At 44.9% G+C, this 26055-nt stretch carries 20 protein-coding genes, 4 tRNA genes and 3 rRNA genes; 10 read left to right on the top strand and 17 right to left on the bottom strand.

From position 1 onward, the window contains the following. Positions 1-127: 127 nt before the first annotated feature. Entirely contained in the window at positions 128-598 is a 471-nt protein-coding gene (locus HOP38_RS13335; protein ID WP_198558220.1) for a CBS domain-containing protein, read from the top strand. Positions 599-1361: 763 nt separating this feature from the next. Here HOP38_RS13335 and HOP38_RS13340 read toward each other — a convergent pair. After that, on the bottom strand, positions 1362-2267 hold the full coding sequence (locus HOP38_RS13340) for a hydrogen peroxide-inducible genes activator (RefSeq protein WP_006074795.1): 906 nt from the start codon (positions 2265-2267) through the stop codon (positions 1362-1364). Between the two features lie 187 nt (positions 2268-2454). Here HOP38_RS13340 and HOP38_RS13345 point away from each other — a divergent pair, with 187 nt between their 5' ends. The 4 genes from HOP38_RS13345 (at position 2455) to HOP38_RS13360 (ending at position 5608) form a co-directional block, all read left to right on the top strand. Continuing rightward, positions 2455-3063, top strand: a complete 609-nt coding sequence (locus HOP38_RS13345) for a peroxiredoxin (protein ID WP_006074794.1) — start codon at positions 2455-2457, stop codon at positions 3061-3063. A gap of 192 nt (positions 3064-3255) precedes the next feature. Continuing rightward, on the top strand, positions 3256-4005 hold the full coding sequence (locus tag HOP38_RS13350) for a copper homeostasis protein CutC (protein ID WP_198558221.1): 750 nt from the start codon (positions 3256-3258) through the stop codon (positions 4003-4005). Between the two features lie 87 nt (positions 4006-4092). After that, positions 4093-5034 carry a LysR family transcriptional regulator gene (locus tag HOP38_RS13355; RefSeq protein ID WP_198558222.1) on the top strand — a complete coding sequence of 314 codons (942 nt, stop codon included), beginning with the start codon at positions 4093-4095 and terminating at the stop codon, positions 5032-5034. An 85-nt stretch (positions 5035-5119) separates the two neighbouring features. Then, entirely contained in the window at positions 5120-5608 is a 489-nt protein-coding gene (locus HOP38_RS13360) for a hypothetical protein (protein WP_124940209.1), read from the top strand. Between the two features lie 9 nt (positions 5609-5617). Here HOP38_RS13360 and phoU read toward each other — a convergent pair whose 3' ends face one another. The 4 genes from phoU to HOP38_RS13380 are packed head-to-tail and all read right to left on the bottom strand — an operon-like array spanning position 5618 to position 11015. Further along, entirely contained in the window at positions 5618-6313 is a 696-nt protein-coding gene (gene phoU / locus HOP38_RS13365) for a phosphate signaling complex protein PhoU (protein WP_006074790.1), read from the bottom strand. An 18-nt stretch (positions 6314-6331) separates the two neighbouring features. Continuing rightward, positions 6332-7150 carry a phosphate ABC transporter ATP-binding protein PstB gene (gene pstB, locus HOP38_RS13370; RefSeq protein ID WP_006074789.1) on the bottom strand — a complete coding sequence of 273 codons (819 nt, stop codon included), beginning with the start codon at positions 7148-7150 and terminating at the stop codon, positions 6332-6334. A gap of 2 nt (positions 7151-7152) precedes the next feature. Continuing rightward, the gene (pstA, locus tag HOP38_RS13375) at positions 7153-8799 is read right to left on the bottom strand and encodes a phosphate ABC transporter permease PstA (RefSeq protein ID WP_198558223.1); all 1647 of its coding nucleotides are present in this window, start codon (positions 8797-8799) and stop codon (positions 7153-7155) included. Positions 8800-8819: 20 nt separating this feature from the next. Further along, positions 8820-11015 (bottom strand): ABC transporter permease subunit, encoded by a 2196-nt coding sequence (locus tag HOP38_RS13380; protein WP_198558224.1) that lies wholly within the window; start codon positions 11013-11015, stop codon positions 8820-8822. Positions 11016-11298: 283 nt separating this feature from the next. Between HOP38_RS13380 and ppk1 the strand changes: the two genes are divergently transcribed. Together ppk1 and ppx are read left to right on the top strand one after the other, a co-directional pair. Beyond that, complete coding sequence (gene ppk1, locus HOP38_RS13385) at positions 11299-13407, top strand: polyphosphate kinase 1 (RefSeq protein ID WP_198558225.1); 2109 nt, start codon at positions 11299-11301, stop codon at positions 13405-13407. Then, positions 13385-14890 (top strand): exopolyphosphatase, encoded by a 1506-nt coding sequence (gene ppx, locus HOP38_RS13390; RefSeq protein WP_198558226.1) that lies wholly within the window; start codon positions 13385-13387, stop codon positions 14888-14890. Before ppk1 ends, ppx begins: the two co-directional genes overlap by 23 nt. 35 nt (positions 14891-14925) lie before the next feature. On the opposite strand, the gene HOP38_RS13395 is transcribed toward ppx, so the two are convergent. From HOP38_RS13395 to phoB, 3 genes are read right to left on the bottom strand one after another with little or no spacing between them, the layout of a single operon-like run. Continuing rightward, entirely contained in the window at positions 14926-15891 is a 966-nt protein-coding gene (locus tag HOP38_RS13395; protein WP_198558227.1) for a PstS family phosphate ABC transporter substrate-binding protein, read from the bottom strand. A 5-nt stretch (positions 15892-15896) separates the two neighbouring features. After that, entirely contained in the window at positions 15897-17195 is a 1299-nt protein-coding gene (gene phoR / locus HOP38_RS13400) for a phosphate regulon sensor histidine kinase PhoR (protein WP_038227984.1), read from the bottom strand. A 19-nt stretch (positions 17196-17214) separates the two neighbouring features. After that, entirely contained in the window at positions 17215-17904 is a 690-nt protein-coding gene (gene phoB, locus HOP38_RS13405; RefSeq protein WP_038227986.1) for a phosphate regulon transcriptional regulator PhoB, read from the bottom strand. A 194-nt stretch (positions 17905-18098) separates the two neighbouring features. Between phoB and rdgC the strand changes: the two genes are divergently transcribed. From rdgC to HOP38_RS13420, 3 genes are all read left to right on the top strand, one after another. Continuing rightward, positions 18099-19007, top strand: coding sequence for a recombination-associated protein RdgC (gene rdgC, locus HOP38_RS13410; protein WP_198558228.1), 909 nt, complete (start codon positions 18099-18101; stop codon positions 19005-19007). 138 nt (positions 19008-19145) lie between these two features. Then, positions 19146-20528 carry a prephenate-dependent tRNA uridine(34) hydroxylase TrhP gene (trhP, locus tag HOP38_RS13415; protein ID WP_006074777.1) on the top strand — a complete coding sequence of 461 codons (1383 nt, stop codon included), beginning with the start codon at positions 19146-19148 and terminating at the stop codon, positions 20526-20528. A gap of 2 nt (positions 20529-20530) precedes the next feature. Continuing rightward, positions 20531-20785 carry a YfhL family 4Fe-4S dicluster ferredoxin gene (locus tag HOP38_RS13420; RefSeq protein WP_006074776.1) on the top strand — a complete coding sequence of 85 codons (255 nt, stop codon included), beginning with the start codon at positions 20531-20533 and terminating at the stop codon, positions 20783-20785. Positions 20786-20818: 33 nt separating this feature from the next. Here HOP38_RS13420 and HOP38_RS13425 read toward each other — a convergent pair whose 3' ends face one another. The 9 genes from HOP38_RS13425 to HOP38_RS13465 form a co-directional block, all read right to left on the bottom strand. Then, on the bottom strand, positions 20819-21127 hold the full coding sequence (locus HOP38_RS13425) for a hypothetical protein (RefSeq protein WP_038223073.1): 309 nt from the start codon (positions 21125-21127) through the stop codon (positions 20819-20821). Positions 21128-21306: 179 nt separating this feature from the next. Then, positions 21307-21642, bottom strand: a complete 336-nt coding sequence (locus tag HOP38_RS13430) for a DUF1904 domain-containing protein (RefSeq protein ID WP_198558229.1) — start codon at positions 21640-21642, stop codon at positions 21307-21309. Positions 21643-22076: 434 nt separating this feature from the next. Next, positions 22077-22153: transfer RNA gene (locus tag HOP38_RS13435), tRNA-Trp, on the bottom strand. 34 nt (positions 22154-22187) lie between these two features. Continuing rightward, positions 22188-22264: transfer RNA gene (locus tag HOP38_RS13440), tRNA-Asp, on the bottom strand. Positions 22265-22320: 56 nt separating this feature from the next. After that, a 5S ribosomal RNA gene (gene rrf / locus HOP38_RS13445) occupies positions 22321-22436 on the bottom strand. A gap of 89 nt (positions 22437-22525) precedes the next feature. Beyond that, a 23S ribosomal RNA gene (locus HOP38_RS13450) occupies positions 22526-25412 on the bottom strand. 310 nt (positions 25413-25722) lie between these two features. Continuing rightward, positions 25723-25798, bottom strand: a tRNA-Ala gene (locus HOP38_RS13455). A gap of 41 nt (positions 25799-25839) precedes the next feature. Next, positions 25840-25916, bottom strand: a tRNA-Ile gene (locus HOP38_RS13460). A gap of 64 nt (positions 25917-25980) precedes the next feature. Next, positions 25981-26055, bottom strand: a 16S ribosomal RNA gene (locus HOP38_RS13465); the annotation flags it as partial.

The raw sequence follows: 26055 nt of genomic DNA on the forward strand, positions 1-26055 counted from the left end.
ACAATTTAACCTTAATATCAGTAAGTTTATTTTGTGACTGGCGCTACAAAAAACGACGCCTGTCTCAGACTTAATCCATGAAAAATTCTATAGTTAAAGTACACAATCAGAACGAGTTGGAGGCCCTATGATTAAGGTCGAAGATATGATGACTCGCAACCCTCACACCCTATTGCGGTCTCACTCCCTAGCCGATGCTAAACATACAATGGAAGCACTCGATATCAGGCATATACCTATCGTTGATGCAGAACGTCATTTGCTCGGCATTGTTTCTCAACGTGATGTTTTGGCGGCACAAGAATCCATCCTACAAAAAATCCCAAGCGACCAGTCTTACACATTATCCACCCCATTGAGTGAACTCATGCACAGTAATATTATGACGGTGGAACCAAGAGCCGGATTAAAAGAAAGTGCACTCTACATGCAAAAACACAAAGTGGGATGCCTACCTGTTGTGAAAAATAAACAACTAGTTGGCATTATTACTGACAGTGATTTTGTCGCGATTGCGATTAACTTGCTAGAACTTCAAGAAGAAGTCGAGCCGGACGAAGTTGAAGAGAGTAGCGATTCGGAAGTACTAGACGCGTAACAGCCAAAAAAAGGGAGCGGCTTGCGCCGCTCAAACTTACCGACATTCAGTAGCCATTACTGAACTACTGAGGCAGTGCTCAAAACCAGTCGAAGCGTTAAGCTTCTGTTTTTCAATGATGTGATAACTCATTATGAGAACGCTTAAACACTACGAGAGACAATCAAACGATCACAGCTGGGGCTCTTTATCACTAAGATAAGCCACTGACTGCACTTACTCTCATCTCAATTGAAAGTTTAAAACGAAAGTAGTTACAGAAACGGTCAACAAACTTTATGTTCATTGTGGCAAAATGAGTCAAATAAATGATTCATTACCAAGTCTTACCTTCCACTGAAAACATACAAATACGATACCCAAGCCAACTTAGAGTATCAACTCTAAATGTGCCTTTTTCGAAAATTCGACACTTTGTACTCTTAATAACAATCATTGATAAAGTGCAAATAATGTAGCTTATTACGTAATTTAATTACATAAAATGGCAACCATTATTTCTTACATGGTTATAGCGAAAGTAGGAACATTGCTAGGTACACCTCGTTATCATTAAGATGTCTAGATAACAGACCGCACACCTCTTCAATTTGACAGTGTGAAATTGACACTGTGAAGCGCAGGATTTGATTGAAAGATTTTGTGAAAATTAAACTGTGTTTTTTTACACACTAACCTAGGCATTTAGAGTAATTTAACAAAAAAGACACCAAAAGTGGTGTCTTTCACTAGCCGTTCTCTTTTATGCAGAATAGTTTGAAAACTAAAGTAATTCTGAAACCACATCCGCCAATTGAAGAAATGAGTCACGTCGAGATGAACTTGGTCGCCAAACTAAACCAATATCGCGATAAGCTTGCTGCCCCGGAGGCTCAACGACAATAAGGTTTTGATTCTCCAATAGACCATGCTCGATCGCCATCTGAGGAATAAATGTAGTCCCCAATCCATTAGCAACCATTTGAACTAAAGTATGTAAGCTTGTTGCGCTAAATGGATTGATTTTCTCTTTCTCAGTCAGCTTGCACGCAGAAACCGCATGCTCTGTTAAACAGTGTTCATTTTCTAACAAGAAAACCGATTCATCCGGTAGATCATCATATTTGATAGGAACACGAATTCTGTCCGCTTGATTACGGCTGATGACCATCTTGAACGGGTCATGTCCAACAATGCAGCTGTCCATATTGCCGATGTCCATCGGGAGCGCCAAAATGAGAACGTCCAATTCACCATGTCTCAGCGCGGCGAGTAAGTTCGCGGTAGTATCTTCTCTGAGTAAAAGATTAAGCTGAGGGTAACGCGCGTTCACTTCCTGAACTAAATCACACAGTAAAAATGGCGCTATTGTAGGGATACAACCAAGCTTCAACTGCCCTTGCATCGCATCACCTTGACACAAGTTGCCTAACTCAATCAGGTCTTGTCCCTTTGCTAGGAGCTCTCGTCCTTGTGAAACCACCATTTCACCGGCTTGGGTAAAGACCAACGGACTTTTCTTATCTTTCTTTTCATAGAGAGGGCAGCCTATCAGTTCTTCTAGGTTCTGAATCCCCTTGCTTAACGTAGACTGACTGACGAAACAGCGCTCTGCGGCTTCACTAAAGTGTCGCGTCTCATGCAGAGTAACCAAGTAATGAAGCTGCTTTAAACTGGGCCATTTATTCATGGTAACTGCCTGTTTTTGGACCAATATCAAAAAAGGAATCGGCATTACTGCTTCATCGCTTTTTTCGATGGAATTAATCTATTAATTTCGCTTTTTTCAATACTACAATGTGTACTATAGTTTGTCTCGCACAAACACGGACCAAACCAAAAATGGTTTGAATTAAACTCTATTTAGGAGCAAAAAAATGGTACTAGTTGGTCGTCAAGCCCCAGACTTTACTGCAGCAGCTGTTCTAGGTAACGGTGATATCGTTGAGAACTTTAACTTTGCTGAGTTCACTAAAGGTAAAAAAGCAGTTGTATTCTTCTACCCACTAGACTTCACTTTCGTTTGCCCATCTGAACTGATCGCATTCGACAACCGTCTTGCTGATTTCCAAGCTAAAGGTTGTGAAGTTATCGGTGTTTCTATCGATTCTCAGTTCTCTCACAACGCATGGCGTAACACTGCTATCGAAGATGGCGGTATTGGTCAAGTTAAGTACCCTCTAGTTGCAGACGTTAAACACGAAATCTGCCAAGCGTACGATGTAGAGCACCCAGAAGCAGGCGTTGCTTTCCGTGGTTCTTTCCTAATCGACGAAGACGGTCTTGTACGTCACCAAGTAGTTAACGACCTACCTCTAGGCCGTAACATCGACGAAATGCTACGTATGGTTGACGCTCTAAACTTCCACCAGAAGCACGGCGAAGTATGTCCTGCACAATGGGAAGAAGGTAAAGCTGGTATGGACGCATCTCCAAAAGGTGTTGCAGCGTTCCTATCTGAGCACGCAGACGACCTGTCTAAATAATTCGATGCCTTCACCCTGCGCTCAATCAGGGTTGATGGTTGGATAAATATAAAGCGAAAAACGCAGCCAATCATTGAAGAAGAAACGAGTTAGCCAAAAAATTAAAGCCCGAGTCACGACTCGGGCTTTTTCTATTTTCAGAATTCAAAAGCAGAGATATATTGATACCCAGTATAGTTACTGAGAGACCTTATGAACTACCAACTTGAAGTCTGTATCGACAATATCGAGTCCCTGCCACTGGCTATTGCAGGTGGTGCTACGCGGATTGAGCTATGCTCATCTTTGGCGTTAGGGGGACTAACCCCGAACGCAGGCCTCATTAAACAAGCTGTCCAATCTTCTTCTATTCCTATCTACGTCATGATTCGTCCTAGACAAGGTGATTTCCTCTATGATTGTGACGATGTTGAGATCATGGCAGAAGACGTGCGCACGGCCGCTAAACATGGTGCTCAAGGTATCGTTTTAGGTCTACTTGATAAAGATGGCAACATCGATATGCCTCGTTCTATCCGCTTAGTAAAACTGGCTCATGAGTTACAGCTGGGCGTCACCTTCCATCGAGCGTTCGACCAATGTAAACATCCCGAACAGGCTTTGGAGGATGTGATCGCATTAGGGTGTGAGCGAATACTCACATCCGGGCTGGCCTCAAATGCACTAGACGGTAGCGATATGCTCGCCAAGCTGTCAGCTTTGGCAAATGGACGCATAGAATTGATGGCCGGAGCTGGAGTCAATGCTGATAATGTCGCTAAGATCATCGCCACCAGTCACGTTTCTGAAGTCCACCTTTCAGGCAAATCAACTAGAAAAAGCAAAATGCATTTCATTGCTGACGATGCAAAAATGGGCAGTGATGATGTGGATGACTTTGCCATTCCTGTGACAAGCAGTGATAAAATTCGAGCGGTAGCGAAAGTGCTAAACTCATTATAAAGCTTGTGCTTTTAACCAAAGTTCCAGAGAAGAAGCAGACTGTTTTCAGGCTTCTTTCAATCTCGCACTACTTTCTCCTAGGGATTTATGAAAACGTCAGCGAATTTATTTCAAAAGCTCGATTTGAACCTACTCAGAACGTTTCGAGTTCTGTTGCAAGAGCGCAATGCCCGTAAAACCGCCGAGCGCTTGTTTGTGACTCAGCCTGCAATCAGTCAAGCTCTGCAAAAGCTGCGATTTCACTTGAATGACGAACTCTTCGTCAAAGTACAGGGCGGGCTAGAGCCAACACCATTTGCTCTTCAAGTAGAGGAAAAAATTGCCCCTTATTTAGATGGACTCGAAGCCTCTTTAGAACAGCTTTCCGACTTTTCGCCAAGTGAGCTTGAAGGAACAATAAAAATCGCTTTGGCGCCGATAGTATTATCTTGTTTGGCGGGCTCTCTGTTTATAGAACTTAGAAAGCAAGCACCAAACCTAAACTTAGAACTCACCAGTTGGACTCAGCAAACCCCAGAGCAACTTCGTAATGGTGATGTGTTTCTCGGTATGCACTATGACTTAGATAGTATCTCGAAAGAGATTGCTAGAGAGAAGTTAGCCGACATGGAAGCTCGGGTTTATGTGCGCCAAGACCACCCTCTCAAGAGTACTGTCATAACTCCTCATGATGCAGCTAAATATGAGATTGCATCACTCATCTCTCCTGGGTGGAATGACAATTTTAGCTTTGCCGCTCAAATACTAGAACAGCACGGATATGAAGCAAAAGTAGGCTTTCGTTCTGAGGTCGTGTTAGCAATCATTGATGTGGTATCGTCAACAGATATGCTATTACCACATTCAAACCTATTACCAAGTCAACACAGCAAGCAACTAAGGGCATTAAGAGTTGAACTTAACGAACAGCCTTATACCAAAGGTCTGTATGCCTATGTCCATAATAAAAATCGCCATTCACCAAAAGCCAAATGGCTAGAAGGAATACTCCGCGAAAAGATACTGCAACATATCAATAATCAGGACTAATGATAACTATAAGCGACTCTTCTTAGCCATACGGCTTAGCGACAGCTAACATCAGCGCACTTTTACTGTTCTATAAAGGTGCTTGATGAAAAAGCTATTGTTACCTCTAATCGCTACTCTTTCTTTCACAACATCAGCTCAAACGTTCCATGTGTCTCCTGATGTGAAAATCGGCATATACAACGGTGCTGGTATTCAGTTAGGTGTAGCGGACACACTAGGTATGGATGCTGTATTTTTTAGCTATGGACGCAAGACCTATAACACTAACCGTTACGACGAGCGCATTGACTCTTATCGCCTAGGTTTGCAACACATGTTTGGACATAAACAGGACCATGGCTTGCAAGCTGAATTTGGTCTAGCCGATTATTACGGTCGTGATAGCCGTGATAGTGATACGAGCAGTCGCAGCTCCTTAGGCTTAAGCATTGGAGCAAGTTATGTTTATATGCTCAACTCAAGCTTTGGTTTAAAGACAGGTTTCGATTATGACGTATTCAACTCACAGGACACCTATATCCCTGTAGGCTCGAATATGACCTTAAACTTCGGTGTGATTGGGCGTTTTTAAACTGCCCAACTAAAGAATGTCGTTAATGGCTTTCTCGTCCAGATGACGAACATCTTTACCCTTCACGAAGTAAATGATGTATTCGCAAATATTCTGGCAACGATCACCTACCCGCTCAATGGCTCGAGCTGACCACATGACCTGAAGAATGTTAGGAATGTTCTTCGGGTCTTCCATCATATACGTCATCAACTGACGAACCACTGCTTCATACTCTGCATCCAGCTTGTCATCTAATTTATAGACTTCGGCAGCAGCATCGACATCCATACGAGCAAATGCATCAAGCACTTGATGCAACATAGTGATGGCTTGTCGGCATAGCGGCTCTAAAGAGACATGAAATTTCTGTTGTTTCGTTGATGGTTGCTCTATAGCCACGCGAGCAATTCGAGTCGCTACATCGCCGATACGTTCAAGATCCGTTATCGTTTTGATGATTGCCATCACTAAGCGGAGATCTTTAGCCGTTGGCTGGCGTTTAGCAATAATTCGCGTACATGCCTCGTCAATGGAGACTTCCATCGCATTCACTTTGTGATCGTCCCTGACCACTTTTTTGGCCAACTCAAGGTCGTCTTTGTGCAACGCCTGCATCGCAAAGGATAGCTGCTGCTCGACCAGCCCTCCCATTGTTAACACGTGAGTGCGTATCGATTCTAATTCGGCATTAAATTGACCAGAGATATGACGACCAAAGTGCATGTCCAACAACTTCCTTAATTAACCGTAGCGACCGGTAATATAGTCTTCGGTTTGTTTTTCAATCGGTGAGGTAAATATAGTATCAGTATCCGCATACTCTACCAATTTTCCGAGGTGAATAAAGGCAGTGTGATCACTAACTCGCGCTGCCTGCTGCATGTTATGCGTTACGATCACAACCGTGTACTTGGTTTTAAGATCATTAATGAGCTCTTCGATGGTCAATGTTGAAATAGGATCAAGCGCCGACGTTGGCTCATCCAGCAGCAATACTTCGGGTTCAATAGCAATGGCTCGAGCAATCACCAATCGCTGTTGTTGTCCACCTGAAAGCCCAAATGCATTCTCGTGTAATCTGTCTTTCACTTCATCCCAGAGCGCTGCTGAGCGCAACGCTCGCTCTACCGCATCATCGAGATTACGGCTGTTCTTAATTCCTTGAAGCCGCAATCCATACACCACATTCTCATATATAGACTTTGGAAATGGATTCGGACGCTGAAACACCATCCCAACTCGTCTTCGCAAAGTCGCGACGTCAACATCCGGATGATAAACATTACCTCCATGTAATTTCACTTTGCCTGTCACCGTACAACCTTCAATTAGATCATTCATTCGGTTGATACAGCGAAGCAGAGTCGATTTACCACAGCCAGACGGTCCGATAAATGCGGTCACTTGCCCTTTTGGAATCCGCATAGATACGTCGTCTAGAGCTTGTTTATCGCGATAAAACAGATTCAAGTTTTCTATCGCAATGGCGGTTTGCTCATCACTTAGATTGTTAACATCTAAAGGCGTGGGATAGCCCAACGTTTGATTGATAGAAAACATGATTAATCTTGTCCTAATGTTCGATATTTTTCGCGCAGGTTATTTCGTATGGCGATTGCTGTTAAGTTTAGCCCAACGACCACCGTTACCAACAAGAAAGAGGTGGCATAGACTAACGGTCGTGCGGCTTCAATATTCGAGGTTTGAAAGCCCACGTCATAGATATGAAAACCAAGGTGCATAAATTTACGCTCTAGATGCAAAAAGGGAAACTGCGAATCAATAGGCAAGCTTGATGCTAGTTTTACCACCCCAACCAACATTAGAGGCGCAACCTCTCCTGCGGCTCTCGCGACTGCAAGGATCAGCCCAGTGATGATTGCAGGGCTCGCCATAGGCAATACAATACGCCAAAGCGTTTCAGACTGTGTTGCTCCTAGAGCTAGTGACCCATGCCTGGCGGACACTGGAATTCTATTCAACCCTTCCTCCGTTGCGACTATCACTACTGGCAATGTAAGAATCGCAAGAGTTAATGCCGACCACAATAGCCCCGGAGTACCAAACGTTGGTGCCGGTAATCGCTCAGCATAGAACAGTGAATCAATTGAGCCACCAATGGTATAAACGAAAAAACCTAAACCAAACACACCGTATACAATGGAAGGTACCCCCGCTAGGTTAATCACCCCTACCCGTATCATTCGCGTGAGAGCATTATTTTCAGCATATTCATGTAGATAAACCGCAACTAGCACCCCTAACGGCATCACCATTATCGACATAATGATAACCAACAGAACAGTGCCGAAAATGGCTGGGAACACCCCGCCTTCAGAATTTGACTCTCGTGGATCATCAGAGAGGAACTTCCAGACTTGTCCACTCCAATGTACTAACTTATCGGCAAAAGACATATTGTTCGGATACCAGAAATCAAGGATCCGATTTAACCCAATCTCAACTTTCTCACCACGCATATCTTCAACAATGAGCGTTTTACTGCTCAACTCGTTACGCAGTGCATCCAGCTCCCCTTCACTTTGGTTTAGCTGCTGGTGAATAATACTGACTTGCTGCTCATAACGGTGAGTAAGCTCCTCTGACAGCTCTCCATTAAGTGAGTCTCGGCGCTGCTTTAGCCGTAATGCTTCCAATTGATGATTCAAGCCACGTATTTTACGCTGAATCGTGTCATCTATTTGCTCTCGAGTCAGTTTCACCTGCTGAATTTCGAGCTTCAGCAGAGTGTTAAGATCCGTAGTAATTGCGCCATCGGGCGTCTTTAGAGCGATAATTCTCCCAAAGAAATCACCACCACGTGTTCTCTCTAAAACGACAAGATCGGCAGGTGTCGTTTGCAACTTAAGTTGTGGTGAGAGCAAAGAAACAAAATCGACACCATATAAGTCTCGATTCGCGACTTTAATACTCAGACGCTCTACTTTCCCCGCAGCCAGCACCTCAGTCGGTAACAACTTATCGGCATCAGGAATGTTATGGGTAGGAACCCAAGTCTTTGAGTAAATCTGCCCAATTAAAGCTTTGCCGTTGTCATCTTGCCATTGATAAAGCGGAGCGGGCCAAAAATAAGTGAGCCCTTTCCAACCAATCAATAGCAAAAGACCGAGGACGGATATTAAGCTGATGCTAACGGCACCACCTGTTAGCCAAACCCAAGGTGCGCCAGATTTGAGCCACTTAAACATGGTAAGGCTCCTTCCACATTCTACAGCGCACTGTATTTCTCCCGCAGTCTTTGTCTAACCCACTCAGCCAGTGAATTCACAACAAAAGTAAAACTAAACAAAATCAACGCGATTAAAAACAACAAACGATAATGGCTGCTTCCAACCTCAGATTCAGGGAGCTCCACAGCCATGGTGGCAGAAAGTGTTCTCATGCCCTCAAAAATATTCCAATCCAATATTGGTGTGTTGCCCGTCGCCATCAAAACGATCATTGTCTCGCCTACTGCTCGACCCAATCCCATCATTACTGCCGAGAAAATCCCTGGACTTGCGGTGAGTAGCACAACATACACTAAGGTTTGCCACTGAGTTGCACCTAGTGCCAATGAACCATCGGAAAGATGCTTCGGCACAGAAAAGATCGCGTCTTCAGCAATCGTAAAGATGGTAGGAATCACAGCAAATCCCATTGCAAAGCCCACAACTAGAGCATTTCTTTGGTCAAAATCAATGCCATGTTGAGCAAGAAAAACTCGCGCATCACCATTAAAAAACAACACCTCCATGTCAGTGGAGTACGTCATGGCAAGGTACATCGCAACAATGATGACAGGAATTAGCGTAAACGGATGTAATCCACTGGGTAGTTTACTGGTGTATTGACGTGGCAGGATGTACCAAACAACACCAGCCAATAGACAAATTGTTGGTAGAGTTAGTAGAAGTAGAAGTACCGCTGGTAAATGCGTTTCTACTATCGGCGCAAACCAAAGACCGGCGAGAAAACCAATGATAACGGTAGGCAACGCCTCCATCAGTTCGATGGTTGGCTTAACGACTTTACGCATACTAGATGACATAAAATACGCCGTATAGATCGCACCCAGCACCGCAATCGGTACCGCAAACAACATAGCGAACATCGCAGCTTTAATAGTACCAAAGGCAATAGGCACAAGACTGTACTTACCTTCAAACTCATCAGAAGCAGCAGTAGTTTGCCAAACGAATTCAGGCTCTGGGTAACTCTCATACCACACTTTGCCAAACAGTGCCGACAACGAAATTTCTGGATGCGGATTATCAATATGCCCTAAGTAGGTCGTACCGCCGGACAATACCAATGCATACTGATTGTTGTAAGAAAGCGCAGAGAGGCTTACCAGGCTCTTACTCGGCAGGCTACTGGTGAATACAACGCGTTCACTAGTGGTGTAATTACTTTGTAGGCTTCCGTCAGCTAGGACGGTTATGAACCCTTTCGTTAAATTTTCTGGAAGTAAAGCAGTTAAAGGTGCGTCAAAATTAAAGGAACGAATAGCAGTTAAGTGCCTAGCGTCTTGTTTCACCACATCAAACCACTGCCAAACTTGCTGATTATCATACTCCACCAGTAAGGAGTGAGCGCCAGACAACAATTTGAGCCCCGTGACTTTGGCCTCATTCACTGCAGTTAAGTCCACCACCTCACGAACCACGAGATGCTCGGCCCCTCTGTTGATCACAGCAAGTTCATTACCACTTCGCACATAAACCGTTTGCGCATCTGGAGTTAGCAATATTTCATCGGCAGAGTCTAAAGGTGCAAGAGTAGAGAGAGTTTGCACTGTTTTCGAATCGGAAGAATCCTGCGCATCTGAACTCATTGGCTGCCAAATCAAATGGACTAAGCCACGACTATCTACCATAGCAAAGGCTATTCCACGAGCATTGCTGGTTGCTGTTACCAATGATATGACGCTGCCATGAGTGGGCATCCAATCAGCACGACCTGGCAACTTAAGTTCTAGATCACTTTGTCCTTTTTCTGATTGCCATTTAAATTTAGGCTGAACTAAGGCGAGTCTCTGATCAGAATCAACAATGAGTAACTGGTCATTATTAACCGTCTTAAGCATTGAGGTACTAATAGGAAGTTGACGTGTTGTTTGTTGACCTGAGACTAAAGATTGCTCAACCACCACGCCATCCGTTGTCACAAAAGCAGCTCGAGTGCCGTGGTCGTCGATCGCGCTATAGACGATAGGTTTATCTATACTTAACTCAACCCCTTGTGACCATGATACCTTGGCATCAGAGAACAGTGGGAACGTCACATAAGCCAAATAGACAAAGATAAAGATCAAACTCGCCAATACACTCAAACCGCCAAAAGACACGATCCAGCGAACCAAACGGTCCTTTACCAGTCTTTTACGATCTTTGGTTTGTAACGAAAAATTGGCTGTTGCCATAATCTACATTTGTCTCTTTGGTGACGGTTAGAATCTTACGAGATATTACCCGTTAAGGGTTCTGGGACGAGTTACTAGAATGCATGACGTGCCCCAATATTTTATGTCGTTTAGATGACAGTTATATTACATGCCATCTAACGTGCTGAAAATAATGAAATGTGTCAAGTCGCACGCTATTTGAAATAAAAATGTCATATAAAATCAATAAGGTTCACGATTAGATTAGTCTTATATGTCACTCATTGACAACAATGAGTCCAGAATGTTGGTGGTTAGGTAAATGAGCGCGGAAAAACTCTATATCGAAAAAGAACTTAGTTGGCTCTCTTTTAACGAGCGAGTGCTGCAAGAAGCCGCAGACAAGACCGTCCCACTGATTGAACGCATCCGCTTTTTAGGGATTTTCTCCAACAACCTCGATGAGTTTTACAAAGTTCGTTTCTCTGACGTAAAACGTCGCATCCTCATTAACCAAGAAAGTGGTATTAACGACAACTCCAAACATCTACTGGGTAAGATGCAAAGTAAGGCACTCAAGCTTAATTTGCGGTTTGATGAACTCTACAACGAGCTGATTTTAGAGATGGCTCGTCGTCGAATCTTCCTAGTTAATGAAACTCAGCTAAGTGACACGCAACAAAAGTGGGTAAAGAAATACTTTAGAAATGAAGTGTTGCCTCACTTAACACCTTTTATGCTTGGAGAAGACATCAACGTACTGCAGTTTCTCAAGGATGAGTACGCCTATATCGTTGTCGATATGCAAAAAGAGCAGAGTTCTCAGTATGCGATCTTAGAGATCCCTACTGATCACTTACCCCGTTTTGTCATGGTTCCTGAACAAAAAGGTAAACGCCGTAAAACCATCATTCTGCTCGACAACATCATTCGTTATTGTCTTGACGATATATTCCGCGGGTTCTTTGATTACGATGAGCTTAATGGCTATGCGATGAAAATGACGAGGGATGCGGAGTACGACTTGAGTCTCGAAGTGGAACACAGCCTGCTCGAACAAATGTCTGAGAGTGTCAATCAACGTCTGACCGCCATGCCCGTACGCTTTGTTTACGAGCGTGATATGCCCGAAGAAATGCTAAATACCTTGTGCAGCAAACTAGGCATTTCTAACTACGATAGCCTAATTCCCGGTGGTCGCTACCATAACTTTAAAGACTTTATCGGCTTTCCAAATGTTGGACGTGAATACCTGGAAAACAAACCACTACCTCCAATGCGTTGTGCCGATTTCGATGGCTACGACAACCAGTTTGAGGCCATACGCGCTCAAGATATTTTGCTCCATTTCCCCTATCACACCTTTGATCATATTACTGAGTTAGTGCGTCAAGCCTCGTTTGACCCTAAGGTCATTGGTATCAAAATCAATGTATATCGAGTGGCGAAAGACTCCCGTTTGATGAACTCATTGATTGACGCCGTACACAACGGGAAAAATGTCACAGTAGTGGTTGAGCTACAGGCTCGGTTTGACGAAGAAGCCAACATTGAATGGTCTAGAGTGCTCACCGAAAACGGGGTACAAGTGATCTTTGGTGCTCCGGGGTTAAAAATACACGCTAAATTACTGCTGATAAGTCGCCGAGAAGAGGGCGAGATTACCCGCTATGCTCACATTGGCACTGGGAACTTTCATGAGAAGAATGCTCGTATCTATACCGACTTTTCTTTGCTAACTGCCGATCAAGAGATCGCGAATGAAGTTCGTAACGTTTTCGGCTATATCGAAAACCCTTATCGCCCAGTGAAGTTTAACTATCTCATCGTCTCCCCACGTAACTCGCGTAAACAACTCTACCGACTCATTGATACTGAAATCGCCAATGCTAAGGCGGGCAAGAAAGGTAAACTCACTTTAAAAATTAACAATTTAGTCGATAAGGGGCTGATCAACAAGCTCTACGGCGCGAGCAATGCAGGGGTTAAAATCCAAATGATTATCCGCGGCATGTGCTCTCTAGTTCCTGGTGTTGAAGGAGTGAGCGATAACATAAAAATTATCAGCATTGTTGATCGCTTCTTAGAGCACCCTCGCGTCATCATTGCGCATAACAATGGCGATCCTCAAGTCTATATCTCATCTGCCGACTGGATGACTCGCAACATAGACCATCGTATTGAAGTCGCCGCTCCAGTGCGTGACACTCGTTTAAAACAGCGAATTATCGACATTATTAACCTTCACTTTACTGATACCATGAAGGCACGTTGGATAGACAAAGAAATGAGCAACAGCTACGTACCGCGCGGTAACCGTAAGAAAGTACGCTCACAAATGGCTATTTACGACTATCTTAAAAAGGTAGAGAAACAAACAAGAAAAACCAAAGAGCAACTGATCAATAATGAGCCAGACCAAGGACAGTAGTATAAAAAATGTCGCCGCTATCGATTTAGGTTCGAACAGCTTTCATATGGTTGTCGCTAAGGTAGTGGATCAAGATCTACAGTTAGTAAGTCGCCACAAACAGCGAGTGAGATTAGCCTCCGGGTTGGACGCTCAACAGAATCTCGACAACGCTGCGATTGAACGAGGATTAGAATGCCTTGCCATGTTTGCAGAACGCCTACAAGGCTTTGAGCCAGAAAACGTTCGTATTGCCGCAACCCACACGCTGCGTATCGCCAATAATACCCATATCTTTTTGCAACGCGCTCGCGACGTTCTTCCCTTTCCTATTGAAGTCATCCCTGGTGAAGAAGAAGCACGCCTAATCTATACCGGCGTTGCGCATACTCAAACCGAGTCAAATTCAAAACTGGTGATTGATATTGGTGGTGGTAGTACCGAGCTCATCATAGGTAAGGCTTTCGAACCTGTACTACTAAATAGCACTCAGATGGGCTGCGTGAGCTATACCACTAAATTTTTTGCCAACGGAAAACTCTCCACTAAAAATTTCTCCAAAGCTATTTTATCTGCTCAGCAAAGACTTGAAGCATTGTCGGTTCGATATAAAAAGAAAGGTTGGGAAGTTGCATTAGGCTCCTCTGGAACGATTAAGGCAATAAGGGAAGTCTTAATCGGTTTAGGACATGAAGATGGTTTAGTCACCCATAAACGTTTGTATAAACTTATCGATACCTTGTGTGAATTTAACACTCTTGATGACATCAACTTAGCTGGACTAACAGACGAAAGGAAGCCAGTGTTTGCCGCAGGCGTGGCGATATTAACTGCGCTCTTTGAAAGTTTGAAAATTCGTGAAATGCACTTTTCGGCAGGGGCTCTTCGTGAAGGTTTGCTCTATGAAATGGAGGAACGTTTCCAACGCTCTGATATCCGAATGCGAACTACTGAAAATTTGGCCGCCAAACATTTTGTCGATCTTGAACATGCCGCCAAAGTTCGCGGCCAGGCAGTCGAGTTTTTAAATCAAACTCATGAGCAGCTCAACCTTAAAAAGAAAAGTGATTTGTTTAGTTTGCTTGAGTGGAGTGCTCTACTTCACGAGGTTGGGCTCAGTATTAGTTATCAGGCCTTCCATAAACATTCAAGCTACATACTCACGCACACCAATATGCCGGGTTTTAACAGTGAGCAGCAGCGCATCTTAGCCACACTGGCTCGCTTTCAAAGAAAATCGCTCAAGTTACAAGAGCTCCCAGAGTTTAGCCTGTTTAAGAAAAAACATATTCTCGGTTTAATACGAATCCTACGACTCGCCATTATCGTTAATGGGCAACGTAATGATGTTCTATTGCCTCTCAAGCTGACTATTGTCGACGATACTTGGACTGTGAGTTGTGAGCAAATAGATTGGTTAGAACAAAACCGACTTCTCTCCGCTGATTTACAAACGGAGCAAAGCTACTGGCAAGCGGTAGGGTGGCAACTTGAATTCGATTAGTTGTCGCAGCCGCATGTTCGGTTCACCAGTTAAGGTTAATCGATAAAACTCAGTCCAACCTTAGCTAGCTCTTGTTCTGCAAATTCTCGACTTAACGGTACATAGCCATCTTTCACCACTATTCGCTGACCTTCTCGAGAATAGATATAGCGAATATAGGCTTCCTCTATGGGATCAAGTTTTCGTTGTGGATCTTTATTGACGTAGACATACAAGAACCGAGACAGTGGGTAGTGACCTGATTGTACATTGTCTTGAGTTGGTAAGATGTAATCCTCACCTTGTTTCGCGATGGGCACCAACTTCGCCCCCGATACTTGATAGCCAATGCCAGAGTAACCAATGGTATTCACAGATGACGCTACTGATTGCACCACAGATGCTGAGCCAGGTTGCTCATTCACATTGCGTTTGAAGTCGCCTCCACAAAGTGCATTGTTCTTGAAATAACCATAGGTCCCCGATACCGAGTTACGGCCGAACATCTGAATAGCACGTTGACTCCAAGGTGCTTTAACGCCTAGCTGCTCCCACTTACTAATGTAGTGGTTGCTTCCACAGCGTAATGTTGAGGAAAAAATGCTGTCTATTTGCTGGAAATTCAAACCTTTGATGGGGTTGTCGGTATGAACAAATATCCCAATAGCATCAATCGCAACTCGAAGCTCGGTCGGTTTGTAACCATAATGCCGCTCAAAAGATTCCACCTCTTTTAAACGCATCTTCCTGCTCATAGGGCCGAATTGTGCTGTACCTTCGGCCAGAGCAGGAGGCGCCGTCGACGAGCCTGAAGCTTGAATTTGGGCATTAACATTAGGATAAATGTTCTTAAACTCTTCAAGCCATAAGGTGGTCATCCCCGATAAAGTATCTGAACCTACTGAGGATAAGTTGCCTGCAACCCCAGGTTGCTTCGTATATTTAGGCAACTCTGAAGCCAGCGTAGAGAAGGATATCACGCCAAAAATCAATACTGATGACCAACTTAACCTTCCGCTCATCGCCATTAGTTCACTACCAAACGTTCTGGAAGAATGAATGAGAATTTACTACCAACGCCCACTTCCGAGTGAATTTCCAGATGAGAATCATGGTGAGATAGCGCATGTTTTACGATAGCTAGCCCTAACCCACTTCCGCCAGTATCACGAGAGCGTGCCTTATCGACACGATAAAAACGCTCAGTTAGTCGGTGCAAATGCTGGGGCTCAATACCATCCCCAGTATCTTCCACATCTAAACATGCACCTTGAGCAGATTGATACCAGCGTACTTTTACGTTTGCACCCGGTGGCGTATATTTAATCGCGTTGTAAACCAGATTTGAAATAGCACTTCTTAACTGATCATCGTCACCAAATACTCTCAGACTATTATCGACATCAAACTCAACCTTGTGTCCATCCTCACCACTTAGGCTAACCGCCTCTTTTTCGAGAACTTCGAGCATAGCAGGTACATTGACGACTTCGTCTAACTCGTGCATTGGCGCAGCTTCAATTTTGGAAAGCGTGAGTAACTGATTCACGAGGCTGTTCATTCGATTAAGCTGCTCGGTCATCACGCCGTGAGCTTTAGTCCACATAGGACCTACAACCATGTCTGGATCTTCTGTCATCTCAAGGTAGCCTTGAAGAACAGTCATTGGCGTACGTAGTTCATGAGAAACATTAGCAAAGAAATTGCGACGCATACCTTCTAATTGCTTAAGTTGGCTGACGTCACGCACGACCATCAAATGCTCACCTTCGGTATACGGTACGATTCGAAGCTCCAGCATTCTTTCCACATTCAAAGGCGAACGCATTTCTAGAGGTTCAGAGAAGTCCTGCTTGTTTAGATACTTAATGAAATCTGGGGTACGAATCAGATTAGAAATCGGCTGTCCTGAATCATCAGGCCAGCGAAAGCCGAGAAGGTGCTGTGCGAGTTTGTTGCACCACACGATATTACCTTCACTACGAAACACCACAACCGCATCGGGAAGCGATTCCGCACCGTTTTTAAAACGGCGAATCAGGTTGGTCAACTCTTTTCGTTTACGTCTTTGGCGCTGTTGAAGTCGATAGATGCCATTAAATAACGACTCCCAGTTGCCTGTGCCTGATGGCGGCGTCAAACGCTTTTCATCCCACAACCATGCAGACAAACGCAGCTGATTATGTAGGTGCCATATCAACTGCAAAACCGTGGCAACGAGTAGTAACCACGGCATATATCCAAATATCCACCCAACAACAATCCAAGGGGTGTAAAAAAAAGCCAGCTCCCAGGCCAGCTTTTTCCAGGTTAACCTTTCAACCATCTATCTCTCCAGTTCGATGCTAGCCTTTGGTAGAGAAACGGTAGCCAGCGCCTCGAACGGTCTGAATCAACTTATCATGTCCTGCGGACTCTAATGCCTTGCGCAAACGACGAATGTGCACATCCACCGTACGGTCTTCAACATAAACGTTAGTACCCCAAACGTTATTAAGCAGTTGTTCGCGGCTGTATACGCGCTCTTGATGCGTCATAAAGAAATGCAGCATTTTAAATTCCGTTGGTCCCATATCTAGCGGTGCATCATTCGCGGTAACACGATGCGATACTGGGTCCAGCTTCAGCCCTTGAACATCGATCACATCTTCCAACGCAGTTGGTGTGACACGGCGAATAACTGCTTTGAGTCGAGCAACCAATTCCTTTGGAGAGAAAGGTTTAGTGATATAGTCATCAGCCCCGACTTCTAAGCCGCGCACTTTATCTTCTTCTTCACCACGAGCCGTCAACATCACTACTGGAATGTTTCGAGTAAGCTCTTCACGCTTCATGTGCTTTATGAAATTGATACCTGAACCACCAGGCAACATCCAATCTAGTAGAACAAGGTCTGGGTAAGGTTCAGCCAGTTTGTTTACTGCGGTATCGTAATCTTCTGCTTCAACAGCTTGGTAGCCTTTCTGCTCTAACACGAAACACAGCATTTCACGAATTGGTGCTTCATCCTCAACAACCAGGATTCTTCTAGACATATCTGAATAACCTTATGGAATCTAATCAACTGCATGCATTATCAAGAATTATTATGACACTTTTGTGACCATTGAAAACAATTTTTAATATAACTTTCGCACAATCTGGTTTGTCATATTGAAGATTTAGGCTAGGACAATTGTTTGAAAATTGCCTATCATGTGCAGCTATCTATTCTAAAGGTGAGAGTAATATGTGGTTTAAAAACTGTTTGGTCTATCGATTCAACAAGGATCTTGAATTTAACGCCGATAAACTCGAGCAGCAGCTTGAAGAGTTTCGTTTTACACCTTGTGGTAGTCAAGATAAGCAAAAATTTGGTTGGGTGACAGCGCTTGGTAAACATGGCGACATGATGACCCACGTTTCTGAAAACCGCATTTTGCTTTGTGCAAAGAAAGAAGAAAAAATGCTGCCAGCGTCTGTGATCAAAGAGTCACTAAACAGCAAAGTAGAAGCGTTGGAAACGCAAGAAGGTCGACCACTTAAGAAAAAAGAAAAAGATGACCTTAAAGATGAAATCATCATTGATTTGCTTCCACGAGCTTTCAGCCGCAGCAACCTCACTCATCTGCTTATTCTTCCAAAAGAAGGCTTCATCATTGTAGATGCAAGTAGCTTTAAGAAATCAGAAGATGTCATCGCCCTCTTGAGAAAAACAATGGGAAGCCTGCCTGTTGTTCCAGCCTTCCCTGATCAGCCTATTGAAAATACATTAACCGAATGGGTGAAAGGCGGTGAAGTACCTACAGGCTTCAATCTTCTAGATGAGGCTGAGCTTAAGTCAGTGCTAGAAGACGGTGGTGTTATCCGTTGTAAGAAACAAGAACTGTCTAGCGATGAGATTCTTGGTCATATTGAAGCAAACAAGTTTGTAACTAAACTCGCGCTGAACTGGCAAGAGCGTATTGAATTTGTTCTGGCTGATGATGGCAGTATTAAGCGCCTTAAATTCAGCGATGAACTGAAAGATGAGAATGACGACATTCCAAGAGAAGATTCTGCGGCTCGAATGGATGCCGACTTCTCATTACTTTGCGGTGAGTTTGGCACATTCCTACCAAATCTTTATGACGCCTTAGGCGGGTTACCAAAGCAATAGCCATTGCTTATCTGAGCTCGCGTTCTGCGAGCTCAATACAAAACTTGGAAACCTCTCGATATTAGCGTAAAATTTGCGCCCCTTAGTGCCATTAGGTGGCACAACACTGACTTGAAATCAGATTAGAGATATAAAGCAATGTTTACTCCAGAACTTCTGTCACCTGCTGGCAGCCTTAAGAACATGCGTTATGCATTCGCCTACGGTGCGGACGCGGTTTACGCAGGTCAACCTCGTTACAGCCTTCGTGTTCGTAACAACGAATTCAACCACGAAAACCTTCAGATAGGTATCAATGAAGCGCACGCCCTAGGTAAAAAGCTTTATGTGGTTTGTAACATTCAACCGCATAACTCGAAGCTAAAAACCTTCATCCGTGATCTAAAACCTGTTGTTGAAATGGGTCCAGACGCACTGATCATGTCTGACCCAGGTCTTATTATGATGGTTCGTGAAGCATTCCCTGAAATGCCGATTCACCTATCAGTACAGGCAAACGCCGTAAACTGGGCGACTGTTAAGTTCTGGGCAGCTAATGGTGTTGAGCGCGTTATAGTGTCTCGTGAGTTATCGTTAGAAGAGATTGAGGAAATCCGTGAACATTGCCCTGAAACTGAGCTAGAAGTATTCGTACACGGCGCACTTTGCATGGCTTATTCAGGTCGCTGCCTACTATCCGGCTACATCAACAAACGCGATCCAAACCAGGGTACATGCACCAATGCATGCCGCTGGGAATACAAAGTTGAAAAAGCGACTGAAAACGACGCAGGTCAAATTGTCGAAGAATTTGTTCCTGAAGCACAAGCAGTTGAAGTCGTTGATGAGCGTCCAGAGACCACTATTGGTCGTGGTAAACCAACGGATGAAGTCGTACTGCTTTCTGAAAGCCATCGTCCAGAAGATAAAATGGCGGCATTTGAAGATGAGCATGGTACGTACATCATGAACTCCAAAGATCTTCGTGCGGTGCAGCATGTTGAGCGTTTGACTAAGATGGGTGTCCACTCACTTAAGATTGAAGGTCGTACTAAATCTTTCTACTACTGTGCTCGTACTGCTCAAGTTTACCGTAAAGCTATTGATGACGCTGTTGCTGGCAAACCGTTTGATGAATCACTATTAGGCACGCTAGAAAGCCTAGCTCACCGTGGTTATACAGAAGGCTTCCTGCGTCGTCATACTCATGACAGCTATCAAAACTATGACTACGGTTATTCCGTTTCCGATTCTCAGCAATTTGTAGGTGAGTTTACCGGTAAACGTCGCGGTCACTTGGCTGAAGTTGAAGTGAAAAACAAATTTGTGGTTGGCGATAGCCTTGAGTTAATGACACCAAAAGGCAATGTGGTATTCAGCCTAGAAGTGATGGAAAACCGTAAGTCAGAAAGCATCGACGACGCTAAAGGTAACGGTCACTTCGTCTTCATTCCAGTACCAGAGGAGTTGGATCTGGACTACGCACTACTTATGCGTAACCTAAATTCAGGACAAGATACACGTAACCCAACTGGTAAGTAACCATGGCACTATTAATCACTGACAAGTGCATCAACTGTGATATGTGTGACCCTGAATGTCCTAATGGGGCAATTAGTATGGGCAGCGAGATCTTTGAGATCGACCCCCATTTATGCACGGAGTGCAAAGGGCACTACGACAAACCAACTTGTCAGTCCGTCTGCCCAATCACAAAATGTATCATCACCGATCCAAACCATGTGGAAACCGATGATGAGCTACTTGAGAAGTTTGTGATTATTCAAGGTATGGCCTAGTCAGCAAAAAGCCTCCAAGTGGAGGCTTTTTTATTACCCAGACTTTTCGATCGGAAAAACATTGCAGTAAAGCTCTTTCTCATACTGCATCTCCAGTTTTTTGCGCCAGTTTTCTGCAGAGTTAATAGGAATTAAATAGAACTTCTCTCTGCTGGTGTCGGTCACAAAGGCAATACCGTGCTGCATCAACTCATAGTGAATATCATTGATGAAACCGAGTGTGAAACTTTGCCTACCGGATAGTTGATTAATGTCCTCTCTAGTTAGAATCACTCCATCTTTTTCTGAAGCGAATCTCTCCCTAAGCCATCGGGCAAACTGCCTTGATGAGATCATAGTCATAACAGTCTTCCTTACCCAAAACTTAATGGGGAAATCCCCCAAAAATACAGTAGATAAGCCTTAACTCAATAACAATAACACCAAGAAACAAAAAGACTAATCTACCGAAGTATTGATAACCATAGTCAACATACTTCGACTTCTCCAGTCCCAATTGTGAGAGTCACCTTATTCAAATACTAACCGTAGTGTTGTCCATTATCGTAGTAATTCGAGGGCTCAAGCGTACTAAAGACTACCGCCACATCAAGCTCTTTCCCTAGGGCTGAGCGTACCTGAGTCGTGATAACTGTAGCCACTGAATTTTTGACCTCCTGCCCCCGATCAAACCATAGCACTTCAATAAATGGATAAGCATGACTGACCTTATTATCAAAGTAAAAAGTGGAGGCAATATGTTCAACCGTAAAGTCCTCTTTGGGACAGTCCATTAACGGTTGCAGTTCATCAACTAGTGGACCAGAAAGAGTTTTAACAAGCTCAGGTTCAATCGCTCTAAATCGTAAATGAGGCATAATCATATCCAGTATTTGATAACGATTACGAGTATATCAGTGAACAATGAGATTAGAGAACTTAGGAAAGGAAAAACGAAAAAGGCTCTGACCTAAGTCAGAGCCTGTAAATATCGCAGGGGTGGAGAGATTTGACCGGGCTGGCGATCCAGCTCCCAACACATCGCTTTGAAAAAGCGAAAACAAAAAAGGCTCCGACCTAAGTCAGAGCCTTTGAATATGGCAGGGGTGGAGAGATTTGACCGGGCTGGCGACCCAGCTCCCAACACATCGCTTTGAAAAAGCGAAAACAAAAAAGGCTCCGACCTAAGTCAGAGCCTTTGAATATGGCAGGGGTGGAGAGATTTGACCGGGCTGGCGACCCAACTCCCAACACATCGCTTTGAAAAAGCGAAAACAAAAAAGGCTCCGACCTAAGTCAGAGCCTTTGAATATGGCAGGGGTGGAGAGATTCGAACTCCCAACACGCGGATTTGGAATCCGCTGCTCTGCCAATTGGAGCTACACCCCTATCTTCGTGTTTATTGAGACGACTCTCAAATAAGTGGCGGAGTGGACGGGACTCGAACCCGCGACCCCCGGCGTGACAGGCCGGTATTCTAACCAACTGAACTACCACTCCGCAGTGGTCTATTTAAAGTCTTATCTATACAGTGCTTTAAACAGATGTTGTTCAAAGCCTGGCGATGTCCTACTCTCACATGGGGAAGCCCCACACTACCATCGGCGCTATTGCGTTTCACTTCTGAGTTCGGCATGGAGTCAGGTGGGTCCACAACGCTATGGTCGCCAAGCAAATTCTTTAATTCGGAAAGCTGTTTAAATGTCTCAATACACATTCAATGTTCTTGCTTTGAGTCCATCAAAACCCTTTGGGTGTTGTATGGTTAAGCCTCACGGGCAATTAGTACAGGTTAGCTCAACGCCTCACAACGCTTACACACCCTGCCTATCAACGTTCTAGTCTCGAACAACCCTTTAGGACGCTTTAAGCGCCAGGGAAGACTCATCTCAGGGCTCGCTTCCCGCTTAGATGCTTTCAGCGGTTATCGATTCCGAACTTAGCTACCGGGCAATGCGTCTGGCGACACAACCCGAACACCAGAGGTTCGTCCACTCCGGTCCTCTCGTACTAGGAGCAGCCCCCTTCAATCTTCCAACGCCCACGGCAGATAGGGACCGAACTGTCTCACGACGTTCTAAACCCAGCTCGCGTACCACTTTAAATGGCGAACAGCCATACCCTTGGGACCGACTTCAGCCCCAGGATGTGATGAGCCGACATCGAGGTGCCAAACACCGCCGTCGATATGAACTCTTGGGCGGTATCAGCCTGTTATCCCCGGAGTACCTTTTATCCGTTGAGCGATGGCCCTTCCATTCAGAACCACCGGATCACTATGACCTGCTTTCGCACCTGCTCGAATTGTCATTCTCGCAGTCAAGCGGGCTTATGCCATTGCACTAACCTCACGATGTCCAACCGTGATTAGCCCACCTTCGTGCTCCTCCGTTACTCTTTGGGAGGAGACCGCCCCAGTCAAACTACCCACCAGGCACTGTCCTCATTCCCGATTAGGGAACCAAGTTAGAACATCAAACATACAAGGGTGGTATTTCAAGATTGCCTCCACGAATACTGGCGTACTCGCTTCAAAGGCTCCCACCTATCCTACACATGTAGGCTCAATGTTCAGTGCCAAGCTGTAGTAAAGGTTCACGGGGTCTTTCCGTCTAGCCGCGGGTACACTGCATCTTCACAGCGATTTCAATTTCACTGAGTCTCGGGTGGAGACAGCGTGGCCATCATTACGCCATTCGTGCAGGTCGGAACTTACCCGACAAGGAATTTCGCTACCTTAGGACCGTTATAGTTACGGCCGCCGTTTACCGGGGCTTCGATCAAGAGCTTCGTCCGAAAACTAACCCCATCAATTAACCTTCCGGCACCGGGCAGGCGTCACACCGTATACGTCATCTTGCGATTTTGCACAGTGCTGTGTTTTTAATAAACAGTTGCAGCCACCTGGTATCTGCGACTCTCGGTAGCTCCATCCGCAAGGGACTTCACCACTAAGAGCGTACCTTCTCCCGAAGTTACGGTACCATTTTGCCTAGTTCCTTCACCCGAGTTCTCTCAAGCGCCTTGGTATTCTCTACCCGACCACCTGTGTCGGTTTGGGGTACGATTCCTTACAATCTGAAGCTTAGAGGCTTTTCCTGGAAGCATGGCATCAATGACTTCACTACCGTAGTAGCTCGACATCGTGTCTCAGCCTTAAAAAGGTCCGGATTTACCTAAACCTTAAGCCTACGCACTTGAACCTGGACAACCGTCGCCAGGCCCACCTAGCCTTCTCCGTCCCCCCATCGCAATTGTAAGAAGTACGGGAATATTAACCCGTTTCCCATCGACTACGCCTTTCGGCCTCGCCTTAGGGGTCGACTTACCCTGCCCCGATTAACGTTGGACAGGAACCCTTGGTCTTCCGGCGAGGAGGTTTTTCACCCCCTTTATCGTTACTCATGTCAGCATTCGCACTTCTGATACCTCCAGCAGACCTTACAGTCCACCTTCAACGGCTTACAGAACGCTCCCCTACCCAATGTGTAAACACATTGCCGCAGCTTCGGTGTATAGCTTAGCCCCGTTACATCTTCCGCGCAGGCCGACTCGACTAGTGAGCTATTACGCTTTCTTTAAATGATGGCTGCTTCTAAGCCAACATCCTAGCTGTCTAAGCCTTCCCACATCGTTTCCCACTTAGCTATACTTTGGGACCTTAGCTGGCGGTCTGGGTTGTTTCCCTCTCCACGACGGACGTTAGCACCCGCCGTGTGTCTCCCGGATAGTACTTACTGGTATTCGGAGTTTGCAAAGGGTTGGTAAGTCGGGATGACCCCCTAGCCTTAACAGTGCTCTACCCCCAGTAGTATTCGTCCGAGGCTCTACCTAAATAGATTTCGGGGAGAACCAGCTATCTCCAGGTTTGATTGGCCTTTCACCCCTAGCCACAAGTCATCCGCTAATTTTTCAACATTAGTCGGTTCGGTCCTCCAGTTGATGTTACTCAACCTTCAACCTGCCCATGGCTAGATCACCTGGTTTCGGGTCTATATCCAGAGACTGAACGCCCAGTTAAGACTCGGTTTCCCTACGGCTCCCCTAAACGGTTAACCTTGCCACTGAATATAAGTCGCTGACCCATTATACAAAAGGTACGCAGTCACACCACGAAGGTGCTCCTACTGCTTGTACGTACACGGTTTCAGGTTCTATTTCACTCCCCTCACAGGGGTTCTTTTCGCCTTTCCCTCACGGTACTGGTTCACTATCGGTCAGTCAGTAGTATTTAGCCTTGGAGGATGGTCCCCCCATATTCAGACAGGATATCACGTGTCCCGCCCTACTCGATTTCACTGATGATGAGATGTCGGTTACGGGGCTATCACCCTGTATCGCGGCACTTTCCAGAGCCTTCACCTGTCTCATAAAAAGCTTAAGGGCTAATCCAATTTCGCTCGCCGCTACTTTCGGAATCTCGGTTGATTTCTCTTCCTCGGGGTACTTAGATGTTTCAGTTCCCCCGGTTCGCCTCGCTGAGCTATGTATTCACTCAGCGATAACTGCTTATGCAGTTGGGTTTCCCCATTCAGGAATCYCAGACTCACAGGTTTTTACTACCTAATCTGAGCTTATCGCAAGTTAATACGCCTTTCATCGCCTCTGACTGCCAAGGCATCCACCGTGTACGCTTAGTCACTTAACCATACAACCCCAAAGGGTCTTTCTATTTGTCTTCACTTTTGAAAAGTGAAAGCAAACGGTCAAACAACCAAAGTTGTCTGCATTTTTATACATGTGCAGACTCGATTTTGCCGGACTCAAATATGAATTACTTTCGTAATTCCCAAGAACACTTGAATGTGTGTTGGTACCTANATCTTTCGATNTAGGATTTGAGAACTTTTAAATGAATAACATTAATCAAATGTTATTCGTCAGCTTTCCAAATTGTTAAAGAACTTGATTCATAAAGAACCATTTTTAAATATTCTCAAAGAGAAAACACTTAAAGATGGTGGAGCTAAGCAGGATCGAACTGCTGACCTCCTGCGTGCAAGGCAGGCGCTCTCCCAGCTGAGCTATAGCCCCATCAGTGTTGATGCTTACCGCCAATCATCTGGGAGGAAGATTGGTGGGTCTGAGTGGACTTGAACCACCGACCTCTCGCTTATCAGGCGAACGCTCTAACCACCTGAGCTACAGACCCAAGCATCGTCTTTAATCTAAACCTAATCAATCTGTGTGAACACTCATCGCAATAATCTTTCGTATAAGGAGGTGATCCAGCCCCAGGTTCCCCTAGGGCTACCTTGTTACGACTTCACCCCAGTCATGAACCACAAAGT

Source organism: Vibrio mediterranei, assembly GCF_013364395.1.
Taxonomy (GTDB): Bacteria; Pseudomonadota; Gammaproteobacteria; order Enterobacterales; family Vibrionaceae; genus Vibrio; species Vibrio mediterranei.